Raw genomic sequence first — 12,292 nt, forward strand, 5'->3', positions numbered from 1 at the left:
GGGGGGCGGTGGGGGCGGGGCCCGCGTCGAGCCAGCGGGCGAAGGCGTCCCCGTGCACGCGGGCCGCCTGGAGCGGGTTGAGGTCGTGGGCGGCGCAGAAGGCGAACCACTGGTCCAGGTCGGTGCCGTACGCGGCCCTGGTGTGGGGCGAGGTGAACGAGACCAGCCACGCTTTCTTGAGGCGGTCCAGCAGCGGCGGCAGGTCGCCGAGGTCCGCGATCGTGCCGTCGAGGATGCGCTCAGGAACCGTCGTCACCCCGCGCATTCTACTGATCAGCCAGGGAAGCTGTCCGCGAGGAGGGCCAGGCCCTTGTCGATGTCGTCGGGGTGGATCAGGCCGTAGCCGAGGATCAGGCCGTAGCCGAGGATCAGGCCGGGTTCGGGGTGGCCGGCGTAGAAGGGGGCGATGCTGTCGATCGCCAGGCCGGAGTCGCGGGCGCGGGAGACGACGGTCTCGAAGTCCACCCTGGAGCCGGGGGCCGGGAGGGCGCACAGGTGGAGGCCGGCGGCTGACGGGATCGGGGTGAGGATGCCGGGGAAGCGGGTGCGCAGGGTGGCGATGATGGCGGCGCGGCGGGTGGCGTACTCCTGAGTGGCTTTGCGAATGTGGCGGGAGAGCAGGCCTTCGTCGATGAACGTGGCGAGGGCGCCCTGGGTGGTCGGGTCGCCGTGCCAGTCGGTGAGTTGCCTGGCGGTGCGGAGGGCGGGCTGGAGGGAGGCGGGGGCGATCAGGAAGCCGAGGCGGAGCGTGGGGAGCAGGGTCTTGGAGAAGGAGCCGACGTAGATGACGCGGCCGCAGGCGTCGAGGCTCTGCAGGGGTTCCAGGGGGCGGCCCTCGAAGCGGTACTCGCTGTCGTAGTCGTCCTCGACGATGACGGCGTCGTGGCGTGCCGCCCAGGTGAGCAGGGCGGCGCGGCGGGACACGGACATGGGGGTGCCGAGGGGGAACTGGTGGGAGGGCGTGACGTAGACCAGGCGGGCGCCGGCGGGGAGGGCGGCGACGTCCAGGCCCTCCTCGTCGACGGGCACGGCGGCGACGCGGGCGCCGAGGGACTGGAAGAGCAGGCGGGCGGCGCGGTAGCCGGGTTCCTCGATGGCGACCAGGTCGCCGGGCTCGATCAGGACGCGGCCGATGAGGTCCAGGGCCTGCTGGGCGCCCTGGGTGATCAGGACGTCGCCGGCGCCGGCGCGTACCGACCGGGAGACGCCCACGTAGCGGGCGATGGCGGCGCGCAGGCCCGGGTGCCCGGCGGGGTCGGCGTAGCCGGGGGCGCCGACGTTGGCCCGGCGCAACTCGCGGGCGACCATCCGGCGCCAGGTCTCCAGCGGGAACAGGGCGGGATCGGGGATGCCGAAGCGGAAGTCGTACCTGGTGGGGATTTTTCCGGCGGGGACGGGTACGGCCTCGCGGACCAGCGTCTCCCACTGCGGCCGCGGCCGCAGGCCCCGGCCTGGGGGCGCGGCCCGGGGGCGCTGGTGGATGTGGTGGCGCGGGCAGACGTACGTGCCCGCGCCGGTCTTGCCGACCAGGAACCCCTCGGCGGTGAGCCGGTCGTACGCGACGGTCACCGTGTTCCTGGACACGCCCAGCCGGGCGGCCATCTCCCGGGTGGGCGGCAGCCGCTCCCCCGGCCGCAGCCGCCCGTCCAGGATCGCGTCCAGCAACTGGCGGTAGATCCGCGCGGCCAGGTCCCCGCGCCCGGTGAGCCCGACGTCGAACTCCACGCCCGCCTCCATTGGCCCAATCGTTTCTCCCAATATTGGACCTTACACTCAGCCAATATCCCCATTAAAGTGATCATCAGTCCCGATTTCACCATCAACAGGAGGAAATATGACAGAAACGACCGCGGACATGTGGTTTGATCCGGTTTGTCCGTGGGCGTGGATCACCTCCCGGTGGCTGCTGGAGGTGGAGCAGGTCCGCGACGTGCGGATCCGGTTCCACGTGATGAGCCTGTCGGTCCTCAACGAGGGCCGCGACGAGCTCCCGGAGCGCTACCGCGAGTTGCTGACCACCGCCTGGGGCCCGGTCCGGATCGCCATCGCGGCCGAGCAGAAATACGGCGGCGACATCCTGCGCGACCTCTACACCGCGTTCGGCACCCGCATCCACCACGACAAGATCCCCGTCGGCCCCGACCTGTACGCGGCCGTGCTCGCCGAACTCGGCCTCCCGGAAGACCTCGCCGACGCCGCGGACAGCGACGCCTTCGACGAGCAGCTGCGGGCCAGCCACCACACCGGCATGGAACCGGTCGGCTACGAGGTCGGGACTCCGGTGATCCACGTCCCCGGCCCGGACGGCGAGCTGATCGCCTTCTTCGGCCCGGTCGTCACCCCCATCCCGCGCGGCGAGGCCGCCGGACGCCTCTGGGACGGCGTCCTGCTGGTGGCGGGCACCGACGGCTTCTACGAGCTGAAGCGGACCAGAACCCGATCACCGGAGTTCCACTGAGCGTCAGCGTTCCGCCCGCAGGGCCGCGATCAGCCATTCGTACGCGGCCGCGGCCGGCGGGAACGGCGGGTGGCCGTTGAGGACGCCCATCAGCCGCCAGTACCGCTCCACCCGAACGTCGGTGAATGTCGCCAGCTGATCGGCCAGCGCCCGCCGCTCGGCGACCGAGAGCCCGGGGTCGAGGATCAGGTCGACCACCCGCTGCGCCTGCGGCGAGGCCGGGTCCACCCCCGCGCCGAGCGCGGCCCCCGCGTGCTCAAGGACGGCTTCGCTGTCGGCGGCCGGCGAGGGCCCGCCTCGGCCATCTCCCGCACCCGCCGCTGGAACCCCTCGTCGCCGACCAATTCGGCCAGCTCGACCCAGGCGTCCACCTGTTCGTCGGTGGGCTCGTCCGGCAACTCGGCCGGCATCCGGCGCATCGCCTCCGCGATCCGCGCCCCGGGCGCGGCCGGATCCAGTCCCGCGAAGGCGCGGTCCACGAATTCGTCGATCAGGTGCTGCCGCTCGCGCGCGGACAACCGGGCCATCTGGTGCATGAGTCTCATCTCCTCGGCGTCACTTCCTCGTCGAGCGATCGACCGCAGCACCGCGCGCTTCAGCCGCAGGGCCCGGATCTCGGCGTCCAGCGCGTCGGCGTGGGCGCGGACGATGTCCGCCACGCGCTCCTGCCGCCGCACCACTTTGACCACGGTGCCCAGATCCAGCCCCAGCTCCCGAAGGGTGCGCACCAGCTCCAGCCGCGCCACCGCGGCCACGTCGTACAGCCGGTATCCCCCGGCCGACCGCCGCGTCTCCGGCAGCACACCCTGATCGGACCAGAACCGGATGGTACGCACCGACAGCCCGGTGCTACGAGCGAGCTGCCCGATGGTGAACAGCTCGGTACGTTCGCTCACGGATTCAGCCTCGACCCTCCACCTACTGGAGACTCAACCGTTTTTGATGAGGTTTTCGAGGACCTCCTGCGCGGTCTGCAACTTCAGCCGCCACCCCCGATCGACGTCCTCACCGAGCCGGGCGATGATCTCCTCGTTCACCACCCGCAAACAATCCCCGAGTTCATGCCCATTCGTCCCCATGCCTCCACAATCGACCGATGGGTCCCATCACCACGTCACGACCGGGTCAACGCTCGGCCACGCCCAGCTGCCGTTCGGCGGCGTCGACCGTCTGGGCCAGCAGCACGGCGATGGTCATGGGTCCGACCCCGCCCGGGACCGGGGTGATGAGACTCGCGCGGGTCTTCGCGCTGTCGAAGTCGACGTCGCCGACGTTCCCGGCGTTGTATCCGGCGTCGATGACCACGGCCCCCGGCTTGATGTCGTCACCGTGGATGAAACGCGCCCGGCCCACCGCGGCCACCAGCACGTCGGCCTGCCTCACGATCGAGCTCAGGTCCCTGGTGCGGGAGTGGCAGTAGGTGACGGTGGCGTTGCGGTCCAGCAGCAGCATCCCGGCGGGTTTGCCGAGGATCGCGCTGCGGCCCACCACGACGGCGTGCTTGCCGGTGAGCTCGACGTCGTAGGCGTCCAGCAGCCGCATGATGCCGCCCGGCGTGCAGGACTGGAAGCCCGGCAGCCCGAAGCTCATCGCGGCGAAGGAGTGCATGGTGACGCCGTCGACGTCCTTCTCCGGGGCGATGGCCTCGAACGCGGCCCGCTCGTCGATGTGCTCCCCGACCGGATGCTGCAGCAGGATGCCGTGCACCGCCGGATCCTCCGACAGCTCGGTGATGGCGCCGACCAGCTCCTTGGTCGTGGTCGTGGCGGGCAGTTCGACGTGCCGGGACTCGATGCCGGCCTTCGCGCTGCGGGAGCGCTTCATCCGCACGTACGTCACCGAGGCCGGATCCTCGCCGACCAGGACGGTCGCCAGGCACGGCGCCTGGCCGGTGCGTTCGGTGAGGGCGGCCGCTCTCGACGTGCACTCCTCGACGATCCGGGCGGCGAGTCCGGCGCCATCCATCAAACGGGCGGTCTGCGTCTGCGTCACGGGTTCTCCTGGACATGGCTGCGTGCTGCTGCTTGTGGCCCAGGCGCACGGCACTTCCCGAGAACGGCGGCCGCTCCCCGGTGGTGCTCCACCTCAGCGCCAGTCACGGCCTACATCTCACAGTAGTGGAGCCCGCGCCGGAATGGGAAAGCCGCCGGCCGGGCCGTGTCGATCTCAGCGATCGGCCAGCCGGGCGGCCCGCTCCTGGAGGTAGCGCCGCTCGGGCAGGCTGGTGGTGCGGCGGGCGGCCTCGCGGTAGCGGGCGCGGGCGGCGGGCAGGTCGCCGGACATCTCCAGCAGGTGCGCGCGAACCGCCTCAAGCCGGTGGTGGCCGTTCACCCGCGTGTCGCCGTCCAGGGATTCCAGCAGGGCCAGGCCGGCGGCGGGTCCGTGCACCATGGCCACGGCGATCGCCTGGTTGAGGGTCACCATGGGGCCGGGCGACAGGCGGGCGAGGAGTTCGTACAGGCCGAGGATCTGCGGCCAGTCGGTGTCCTCGGCGCGCGGGGCCTCGTCGTGCACGGCCGCGACGGCGGCCTGCAGCTGGTAGGGCCCGAGCGGGGAGCGGCTCAGCGTCGAGGTGAGCAGCTCGACCCCGGCTTCGATGGCGGCCCGGTCCCACCGCCCGCGGTCCTGGTCGGCCAGCGGGATCAGGCCGCCGTCCGCGGTGGTGCGGGCGGGACGGCGGGCGTCTGTGAGCAGCATCAGCGCCAGCAGGCCGGTCACCTCCCCGTCCTCGGGCAGCAGCCGGTGCACGGCGCGGGTCAGCCGGATCGCCTCGCCGGTCAGCTCGGCGCTGGCCAGGTCGGGGCCTGAGGTGGCCGTGTAGCCCTCGTTGAAGATCAGGTAGAGCACGTGCAGGACGACGCGCAGCCGTTCCTCGCGTTCGCCCTCCGGTGGTAGGCGGAACTCGCTGCCGGTGGCCTTGATGCGTTGCTTGGCGCGGCTGATGCGCTGCGCCATGGTCGCCTCCGGCACGAAGAAGGCGTGCGCGATCTGGGCCGTGGTCAGGCCGCCGACGGCGCGCAGGGTGAGCGCGATCTGCGACGGCGCCGAGAGGGCGGGGTGGCAGCACAGGAACAGCAGGGTCAGTGTGTCATCCTGGCCGGATATATCGGATATGTCGGTATCTGTGGGGGTCATCACGGCGAGGGTCTGCTCCCGGCGGGCGCGTGCCTCCTCGCTCCGCCACTGGTCGGTCAGGCGGCGCACCGCGACCGTGATCAGCCAGGCCTTCGGGCTGTCGGGCACGCCCTCGCCGGGCCATTGCACGGCCGCCGCCAGCAGCGCCTCCTGGACGGCGTCCTCGCAGGAGTCGAAGCGGCCGTACCGGCGGATGAGCACGCCCAGCACCTGCGGCGCGAGTTCGCGCAGCAGCTCCTCGACCACGGGGTCGTTCTTCACCCTGCCGATGGTAGGGGCTCAGGCTGATTTCTCCCGGTGGCCGGAGTCGCGGTGGCCGCGCGGGATGAGGGTGGGGTTGACGTTGTCCAGCACCGTGTCGCGGGTGACCACCACGCGGGCCACGTCGTCGCGGCTGGGCACCTCGTACATGACGTTGAGCAGGACCTCTTCCAGGATGGCGCGGGTGGCGCGGGCGCCGGTGCGGCGCAGCAGGGCCTGCTCGGCGATGGCGGCGACGGCGTCCTCGGCGAACTCGAGTTCCACGCCGTCCATCTCGAACAGCCGCTGGTACTGCTTGGTGAGCGCGTTGCGCGGCTCGGTGAGGATGCGGGCCAGCGCGGTGCGGTCCAGCGGCTGGAAGGTGGAGATGACGGGAAGCCGCCCGACGAACTCCGGGATGAGCCCGAATTTCACCAGATCCTGGGGCATCACGTCGGCGAGGCCGTCCTTCTTCTCGCGGGTGCGCAGCGTCGCCCCGAAACCCGCGCCCTTACGCCCGACCCGCTGCTCGATGACCTTCTCCAGGCCCGCGAACGCGCCCCCGACGATGAACAGCACGTTGGCGGTGTCGATCTGGATGAACTCCTGGTGCGGGTGCTTGCGCCCGCCCTGCGGCGGCACGCTCGCCGTGGTGCCCTCCAGCATCTTCAGCAGCGCCTGCTGCACGCCCTCCCCGGACACGTCCCGCGTGATCGACGGGTTCTCGCTCTTGCGCGAGATCTTGTCGATCTCGTCGATGTAGATGATCCCGGTCTCGGCCCGCTTCACGTCGAAGTCGGCCGCCTGCAGCAGCCTGAGCAGGATGTTCTCCACATCCTCGCCGACATATCCGGCCTCGGTCAGCGCGGTGGCGTCGGCGATGGCGAACGGCACGTTCAGCATCCGCGCCAGCGTCTGCGCCAGATACGTCTTGCCGCTGCCGGTCGGCCCGATCAGCAGGATGTTGGACTTGCCGAGCTCGACCTCGTCCCCGGCCTTCCCGGCCTGGACCCGCTTGTAGTGGTTGTAGACGGCCACCGACAGGGCCATCTTCGCGCGATCCTGACCTATCACGTACTGCGCGAGGAAGTCGAAGATCTCGCGCGGCTTGGGCAGCGCGGGCCGCTCGGACCCGGCCGACTCCTGCCGCTCCTCCTCGATGAGCTCGTTGCACAACTCCACGCACTCGTCGCAGATGCAGATCCGGCCAGGCCCGGCGATGAGCTTCTTGACCTGCTTCTGGCTCTTCCCGCAGAACGTGCACTTCAGCAGGTCGCCGCCCTCACCCATGCGCGCCACGAGTCTCCTCAAATGGTCCCATCATCCAGATGGCGACGGTATCTTGGATATGAGGGTACGGCAACGCGGCACGAAAAGCCGGACAATCCGGCTGTCCGGTTTAAGGAGGACGATTGGGTCGGCTCAGCCGGGCGCAACTGCAGGCACGCAACCGGGACAGGGTCCTCACCGCCGCCCGCCAGGAGTTCGCCGAGCGCGGCTTCCGCGGCGCCAAGATCGACCTCATCGCCGACCGGGCCGGATTCACCCGCGGCGCGGTCTACTCCAACTTTCCCGGCAAGCGCGCCCTCTACTTCGCCGTCCTGGCCGACCTCGCCGAGCAGGGCCCCCGGGTGCCGCCGCCGGAGGCCGTCCGCGACGGGCGGGAGGCGCTCGCCGCGCTGGCCAGGGCCTGGCTGGCCCGCCTCCCCCTCCCCGACGAACCCGAGTCGGCCCGGCTCACCCGCGACCTGCATCCCGAGATCCTCGCCGAGGAGCGCACCCGCGGGCCGTACGCGCAGTTGCTGAAACTCGACGCGATCCTGCTCGGTCTCGCCCTCGAACGCCTGGAGGGTGCCTCCGGCCGGCGGGTCCGGCTGGCCGGGACCGTCCTGGCGGCCCTGCACGGCGCGCGCCAGCTGTCGGCCGCCGCGCCCGGCTTCGTCGAGCCGTTCGACGTGGTCGGGGTGTGCGAGCGGCTGGCCGGGCTCGATCTCGGCGACTGGTGGCCCGTGCTGCCCTGGATTCCCGCCGTACGGGCCGTGGACGAGGTGTGGGCGGCGCCGTACGCGAAGGATCTGCTGACCGGCGGGTCCGCGCGGCTGGACCGGGACGGGGTGGTCGCGGTGCTCGGCCTGAACCGGCTCGAAGCCGTCGAGGAGGCGGTGCGCGCCGGGTCACCGGTCACCGCGATCCTCGTCACGGGTGACCCCGACGAGCTCGCGCCGCTGGCCCGGCTGGTCGTGGCCGAGCTGAGCGCCTGCCTGCGCGAGGCCTTTCCGCCGGCGGCCTGGCCGGACGTGCGGATCGTGGTCGATCAGGGCGAGCTCGCCGCGGCCTTCGGCCTGGCCGAGCCGAGCGACGACACCGAGCTCGCGCTGCGGATCGGCGGGGGCAGGGTCGTGCTGCGCGCCGAAGGCCGGGGGGCCTGCCATGTCGCCGCCTCCGCCCAGGAGGGTCAGGCGGTGACCGCCGTCGTCACGCCCACCGGGAGCCAGTGAATGCGGCTGCGGATGTCCGCCGGGGCGCGGGCGAACTCGCGTTCCATCGCGTCGCGGCCCTGCTGGAAGTGGCGCCAGCCCTCGTAGTGGATCGGGATCGCCGTCATCGGGCGGATCAGGCCGCAGAGCTCGACGGCGTCGCGGGCGGTCATCGTGTAGCGGATCGGGCCGGTGATCGGGAATCGTACGCCGCCCAGGTGCATGAGGGCGGTGCCGACCTGGAACCGGGTGGCGACCTGGCGTACCCCGTCGTAGAGCACGGTGTCGCCGGAGATCCACAGTGCGCCGTGGCGCTGGCCCTTCCAGGTCAGGGCGAAACCGATCACCTCGCCGGTGAGGGGGCGGCTGAGTGGCGGGCCGTGCCGGGCCGGGGTGGCGGTGATCTCCAGCGTCGGCTGGCCCGGCGCCTCAAGCCTGGTCGCCGCCCACGGCTTCAGGCCGCGCGCCCTGCCGCCCAGCCGCCGAGCCCCCGACACCGTCGTGATCACCACCCGCGCCGACGGCAGCAGCCCGCGCCCGGCGTCGTCCAGGTTGTCGCCGTGATGGTCGTGGCTGAGCAGGACCGCGTCGATCGGGGGCAGCTCCGAGGCCGCGAGGGCCGGACCGGCCACCTTGTGCGAGCTCGTCCCAAGACCGAAGAAATACCGCCGCCCGGGCGGGTCGAACGTCGGGTCGGTCAGCAGCCGCCACTCCCCTACCTCGATCAGGGCCGTCGGGCCGCCGATGTGGGTGATGCGGACCTCGCTCATGCGCGGCTCTCCTCTTGGAGGATCCAGCTGGTACGGACGGCGCGGGGGCGCCACACAGCCGACGGTACTTGTTGGTCAAGCCAACAGCTCAGACACGGGCATAGACCACGATTTACCAGCTCGGTATAGGTCTGCGGCGGCCTTTCCGGAGCCGACGGCGCGGTGGCCGGCGGGCGGGGTGCCGGGTGGCCGGCGGAATTTCTCCGGATTTTTTTGGATTGACCGCGAATGCGCAGGTCAACGGTCTGATCCCGGCTGGTGTCGCCGATCACGCCTCGGTCGGGGAAAGTGTGTTTCCGCAGGTCAGGCAAAACGTGAATGTACGTTACACGTTTGCCAAAGCCGCTTTGACTGGTCAAGGATGGATTAACTCCACCAAACAGCCCCGACCAGGGCTTTCTTCGCCATGCCCACACTTTTCACCCCGAGGAGGGGCGATGATCCATGCCCGCGGACTGACCCGCAGCTTCAAGATCAAGGGCGGCGCCGCCGTCGACGCGGTACGTGGCATCGACATCGACGTCGAAGCCGGACAGCTGGTGGCGTTTCTCGGCCCGAACGGGGCGGGCAAGTCCACCAGCTTGCGCATGCTCACCTCGCTGCTGCCGCCGACGTCCGGGACCGCCACCGTGGCGGGTCACGACATCGTGAAGAATCCCGGTGCCGTACGGGCCCGGATCGGATATATCGGGCAGAAGAACGGCGCCGGGGAGAACTTCCGCGTCCGCGACGAGCTGGTCACCCAGGGCCGCTGCTACGGGCTCACCCGAGCCGAGGCCCGGGTCCGCGCCGACGAGGTCCTCGCCCAGCTGGACCTGGAGGCGCTGGCCGCCCGGAAACCCGGCACGCTCTCCGGCGGGCAGCGCCGGCGCCTGGACATCGCGCTCGGCCTGGTGCATCGGCCCGGGCTGCTGTTCCTGGACGAACCCTCCACCGGCCTGGATCCGCAGAGCCGCGCCAACATCTGGGAGCACATCCTCCGCCTGCGCGCCGACCACGGCACCACTCTCTTCCTCACCACTCACTACTTGGAGGAGGCCGACAGCATGGCCGAGCGCGTGATCATCATCGATCACGGCCGCATCATCGCCGACGGCACCGCCGCGCAGCTCAAAAGCGACCTCGCCGGTGACCGCATCACCATCACGCTCGCCACCGAATCCGACACCGCCCGTGCGGCCGCCATCGCCGAACGCATGACCGGCTCCGCGCCCTCCCTCACCGGCGACGTCGTCCAGCTCCGCGTGGCGCATGCCGGCACCGCGCTGCCGGAGTACCTGCGCGCCCTGGAATCAGCCGGAACGAAAGCCATCGCCGCCGAAACCTCCCGCCCCACCCTCGACGACGTCTTCCTCGCCCTCACCGGCCGCACCCTCCGCGAATCCGAAACCACCCCCGCCGACCTCACCGGTCCTGCCGAGGGCAGGAGCACCGCCGCTCCCGCACCGGTCTAGAAATCGACCGGTCTAGAAATCGAAGGGATGACCATGCCATTCGTCCGTGACACCGTGACCGTTTTCCAGCGGGAGATCGCGCCTACCTTCCGCGACCCGCTGGGGCTGCTCTTCACGATGATGCAGCCGCTGCTGTTCCTGTTCCTGTTCGGACCGCTGCTGTCGGGCAACACCGACCTCGGCGACGCGCCCTGGCAGTGGTTCGTCCCCGGCATCCTGATCATGATGTGCCTGTCCGGGCCGATGATGGCCGGATACATGCTCCTCGTCGAGCTGATCGGCGGCAGCATGGAACGCATGCTGGTCACCCCGCTCAGCCGCACGGCGATGCTGATCGGCCGCACCCTCAAGGAGTTCGTCGTCCTGCTCGCCCAGTCCGCGCTGATCATCGGCCTGTCCATCCCGCTGGGATTCCGGCCCAACGCGGCGGGAGTCCTGGCCGGGCTGGCCCTGCTGGTCATATTCGGCGTCGGCCTCGGCGCGCTCTCCTTCGTTCTGGCCATCGCCTCAGCCCCCGGCGGCGAACTCTTCTACGGCATCACCCAACTCGTCATGTTCCCCCTGCTCCTGCTCTCCGGCGTCCTGCTCCCCGTCGACGCCGGCCCCGGCTGGCTCCAGACCGCCGCCGCCCTCAACCCCGTCACCTACGTCGTCAACGCCGAACGCGCCCTCTTCGCCGGTTCCTTCACCGACATCTCCCTCCTGTACGGCCTACTCGCCGCCACCGCAGTCGCCGCCCTCGGCCTGACCTTGGGCACCCGCGCGATGCGCCGCGGCATCTGACCCACCCTCACCCGATCGCAAACGTGGACTGCGAACGTCCATGCCGAGCATCCCTGGCTGGAACCCCTCAACTTCGCTTTCTCGAGGGCTTCCGTTCTCGACGGCTTTCAGGCCAACTCGACGTGATGAGAGCGCGCGCCGGGCTGGCAGAAGGCCAGCATGCTCTCCGCTTCGGTGACGAGTTCCTTGCGGACCAAGGCGGAGAGTTGCTGGAGTGGTTTCAAGGTGAGCGTGGCCGCTCCTTTCGATACCTCGATGGACCACATCCCTGCGACCATTCCATCGACCAGGAAAGTCGGCTTGAGCTGCCCGTTCGCCTTGACGTACACAATGTCTCTGAACTGCTCGGGAAGAATGCGGGTGCGCCGCTTCGGGGCATACGCCAGCAAGGTGCTGTCGAACCATGGGAGCAGCCGCACCGGAGCGGGGACGTCCGGATCGGGCCGGGGAGCCTCGGGCAGATCGTAGAGAACCCGCCCGGTCTCGTCGGCGAACCTGACAAGCCCGTCCATGCGCTCAAGCGCGACCCGCACCGGCGTGATGTTCCAGGCGATCCAGCTGGCCACATCCTCCGCCGCGGCCGGACCGAACGCCCGCAAATGGCACCGGATCACGAAATTCAGGGCCGCCACGACATCGGTCTCCTCGTCCCCGGGCGCGGCCACGAAATGCGCGGGCGTCTTAGGCCCCCATGTCCCATCAGCGGGAACCCGCACGAACCGCGCCCGCATCATGACCCCAAACCACTTGTACTCCCGCTGCCGCACGACCTCCTCCGGGCTCACCCCGCCCGGATTCTCCGCCACCCAGGCCTCAACGAAGTCCACCAGCTCCGACACCGGCCGCGCGGTCATCCCATGCGCCTTCAACTCGGCCGTCAACTCCCCCACGCCCGGCCCGGGATCAGACCCCGCCCGCCACTGCCCCGCCTTCGACGCCGCCGCGACGGCCGCATAAGCCGCATACTCCCCCGCC

14 protein-coding genes and 1 riboswitch are annotated in these 12,292 nt (G+C 70.6%); of the genes, 4 read left to right on the top strand and 10 right to left on the bottom strand.

Features of this window, described 5'->3' with window-relative positions:
* Together Aple_RS52565 and pdxR are read right to left on the bottom strand one after the other, a co-directional pair.
* The coding region (locus tag Aple_RS52565) for a hypothetical protein (protein WP_218038866.1) at positions 1–256 on the bottom strand (256 nt) is incomplete at its 3' end.
* 17 nt (positions 257–273) lie between these two features.
* Positions 274–1,725: a MocR-like pyridoxine biosynthesis transcription factor PdxR gene (gene pdxR / locus Aple_RS46290; protein ID WP_155351169.1), complete on the bottom strand. Its 1,452-nt coding sequence runs from the start codon at positions 1,723–1,725 to the stop codon at positions 274–276.
* A 109-nt stretch (positions 1,726–1,834) separates the two neighbouring features.
* On the opposite strand from pdxR, the gene Aple_RS46295 reads away from it, so the two are divergent.
* Positions 1,835–2,458, top strand: coding sequence for a mycothiol-dependent nitroreductase Rv2466c family protein (locus Aple_RS46295; protein ID WP_155351170.1), 624 nt, complete (start codon positions 1,835–1,837; stop codon positions 2,456–2,458).
* Between the two features lie 3 nt (positions 2,459–2,461).
* Here Aple_RS46295 and Aple_RS55265 read toward each other — a convergent pair whose 3' ends face one another.
* The 6 genes from Aple_RS55265 to clpX form a co-directional block, all read right to left on the bottom strand.
* A complete protein-coding gene (locus Aple_RS55265) occupies positions 2,462–2,656 on the bottom strand; it encodes a hypothetical protein (RefSeq protein ID WP_246265375.1) in 195 nt (64 codons plus the stop codon).
* Positions 2,644–3,354, bottom strand: coding sequence for a helix-turn-helix domain-containing protein (locus tag Aple_RS46300; protein ID WP_246265376.1), 711 nt, complete (start codon positions 3,352–3,354; stop codon positions 2,644–2,646). The genes Aple_RS55265 and Aple_RS46300 overlap by 13 nt, the downstream gene beginning before the upstream one ends.
* Before the next feature lie 33 nt (positions 3,355–3,387).
* Entirely contained in the window at positions 3,388–3,537 is a 150-nt protein-coding gene (locus tag Aple_RS46305; protein WP_155351171.1) for a hypothetical protein, read from the bottom strand.
* A gap of 46 nt (positions 3,538–3,583) precedes the next feature.
* Positions 3,584–4,450, bottom strand: coding sequence for a bifunctional 5,10-methylenetetrahydrofolate dehydrogenase/5,10-methenyltetrahydrofolate cyclohydrolase (locus tag Aple_RS46310; RefSeq protein WP_281361705.1), 867 nt, complete (start codon positions 4,448–4,450; stop codon positions 3,584–3,586).
* 30 nt (positions 4,451–4,480) lie between these two features.
* Positions 4,481–4,567: riboswitch (ZMP/ZTP riboswitch) on the bottom strand.
* A gap of 57 nt (positions 4,568–4,624) precedes the next feature.
* Positions 4,625–5,863 carry an RNA polymerase sigma factor gene (locus Aple_RS46315; protein WP_373869716.1) on the bottom strand — a complete coding sequence of 413 codons (1,239 nt, stop codon included), beginning with the start codon at positions 5,861–5,863 and terminating at the stop codon, positions 4,625–4,627.
* Positions 5,864–5,872: 9 nt separating this feature from the next.
* Entirely contained in the window at positions 5,873–7,132 is a 1,260-nt protein-coding gene (clpX, locus tag Aple_RS46320; RefSeq protein ID WP_155351173.1) for an ATP-dependent Clp protease ATP-binding subunit ClpX, read from the bottom strand.
* A 113-nt stretch (positions 7,133–7,245) separates the two neighbouring features.
* Here clpX and Aple_RS46325 point away from each other — a divergent pair, with 113 nt between their 5' ends.
* Positions 7,246–8,331, top strand: coding sequence for a TetR/AcrR family transcriptional regulator (locus tag Aple_RS46325; protein WP_155351174.1), 1,086 nt, complete (start codon positions 7,246–7,248; stop codon positions 8,329–8,331).
* Here Aple_RS46325 and Aple_RS46330 read toward each other — a convergent pair.
* A complete protein-coding gene (locus Aple_RS46330) occupies positions 8,289–9,080 on the bottom strand; it encodes an MBL fold metallo-hydrolase (RefSeq protein ID WP_155351175.1) in 792 nt (263 codons plus the stop codon). The two genes, Aple_RS46325 and Aple_RS46330, sit on opposite strands and share 43 nt — an antisense overlap.
* 437 nt (positions 9,081–9,517) lie before the next feature.
* On the opposite strand from Aple_RS46330, the gene Aple_RS46335 reads away from it, so the two are divergent.
* Both Aple_RS46335 and Aple_RS46340 read left to right on the top strand, forming a co-directional pair.
* The gene (locus Aple_RS46335; protein WP_155351176.1) at positions 9,518–10,534 is read left to right on the top strand and encodes an ABC transporter ATP-binding protein; all 1,017 of its coding nucleotides are present in this window, start codon (positions 9,518–9,520) and stop codon (positions 10,532–10,534) included.
* A gap of 33 nt (positions 10,535–10,567) precedes the next feature.
* The gene (locus Aple_RS46340) at positions 10,568–11,317 is read left to right on the top strand and encodes an ABC transporter permease (protein ID WP_155351177.1); all 750 of its coding nucleotides are present in this window, start codon (positions 10,568–10,570) and stop codon (positions 11,315–11,317) included.
* A gap of 107 nt (positions 11,318–11,424) precedes the next feature.
* Here Aple_RS46340 and Aple_RS46345 read toward each other — a convergent pair.
* Positions 11,425–12,292: DNA glycosylase AlkZ-like family protein (locus Aple_RS46345; protein WP_174889976.1), on the bottom strand; the 868-nt coding region annotated here is incomplete at its 5' end.

Origin of the sequence: Acrocarpospora pleiomorpha (assembly GCF_009687885.1) — a bacterium.
GTDB classification, from domain to species: domain Bacteria; phylum Actinomycetota; class Actinomycetes; order Streptosporangiales; family Streptosporangiaceae; genus Acrocarpospora; species Acrocarpospora pleiomorpha.

Bases quoted from the DNA above. Each gene is read 5' to 3' on its own strand.
- Aple_RS46295 (WP_155351170.1), top strand. From the start codon at position 1,835: ATGACAGAAACGACCGCGGACATGTGGTTTGATCCGGTTTGTCCGTGG.
- Aple_RS46305 (WP_155351171.1), bottom strand. From the start codon at position 3,537: ATGGGGACGAATGGGCATGAACTCGGGGATTGTTTGCGGGTGGTGAAC.
- Aple_RS46330 (WP_155351175.1), bottom strand. From the start codon at position 9,080: ATGAGCGAGGTCCGCATCACCCACATCGGCGGCCCGACGGCCCTGATC.
- Aple_RS46335 (WP_155351176.1), top strand. From the start codon at position 9,518: ATGATCCATGCCCGCGGACTGACCCGCAGCTTCAAGATCAAGGGCGGC.
- Aple_RS46340 (WP_155351177.1), top strand. From the start codon at position 10,568: ATGCCATTCGTCCGTGACACCGTGACCGTTTTCCAGCGGGAGATCGCG.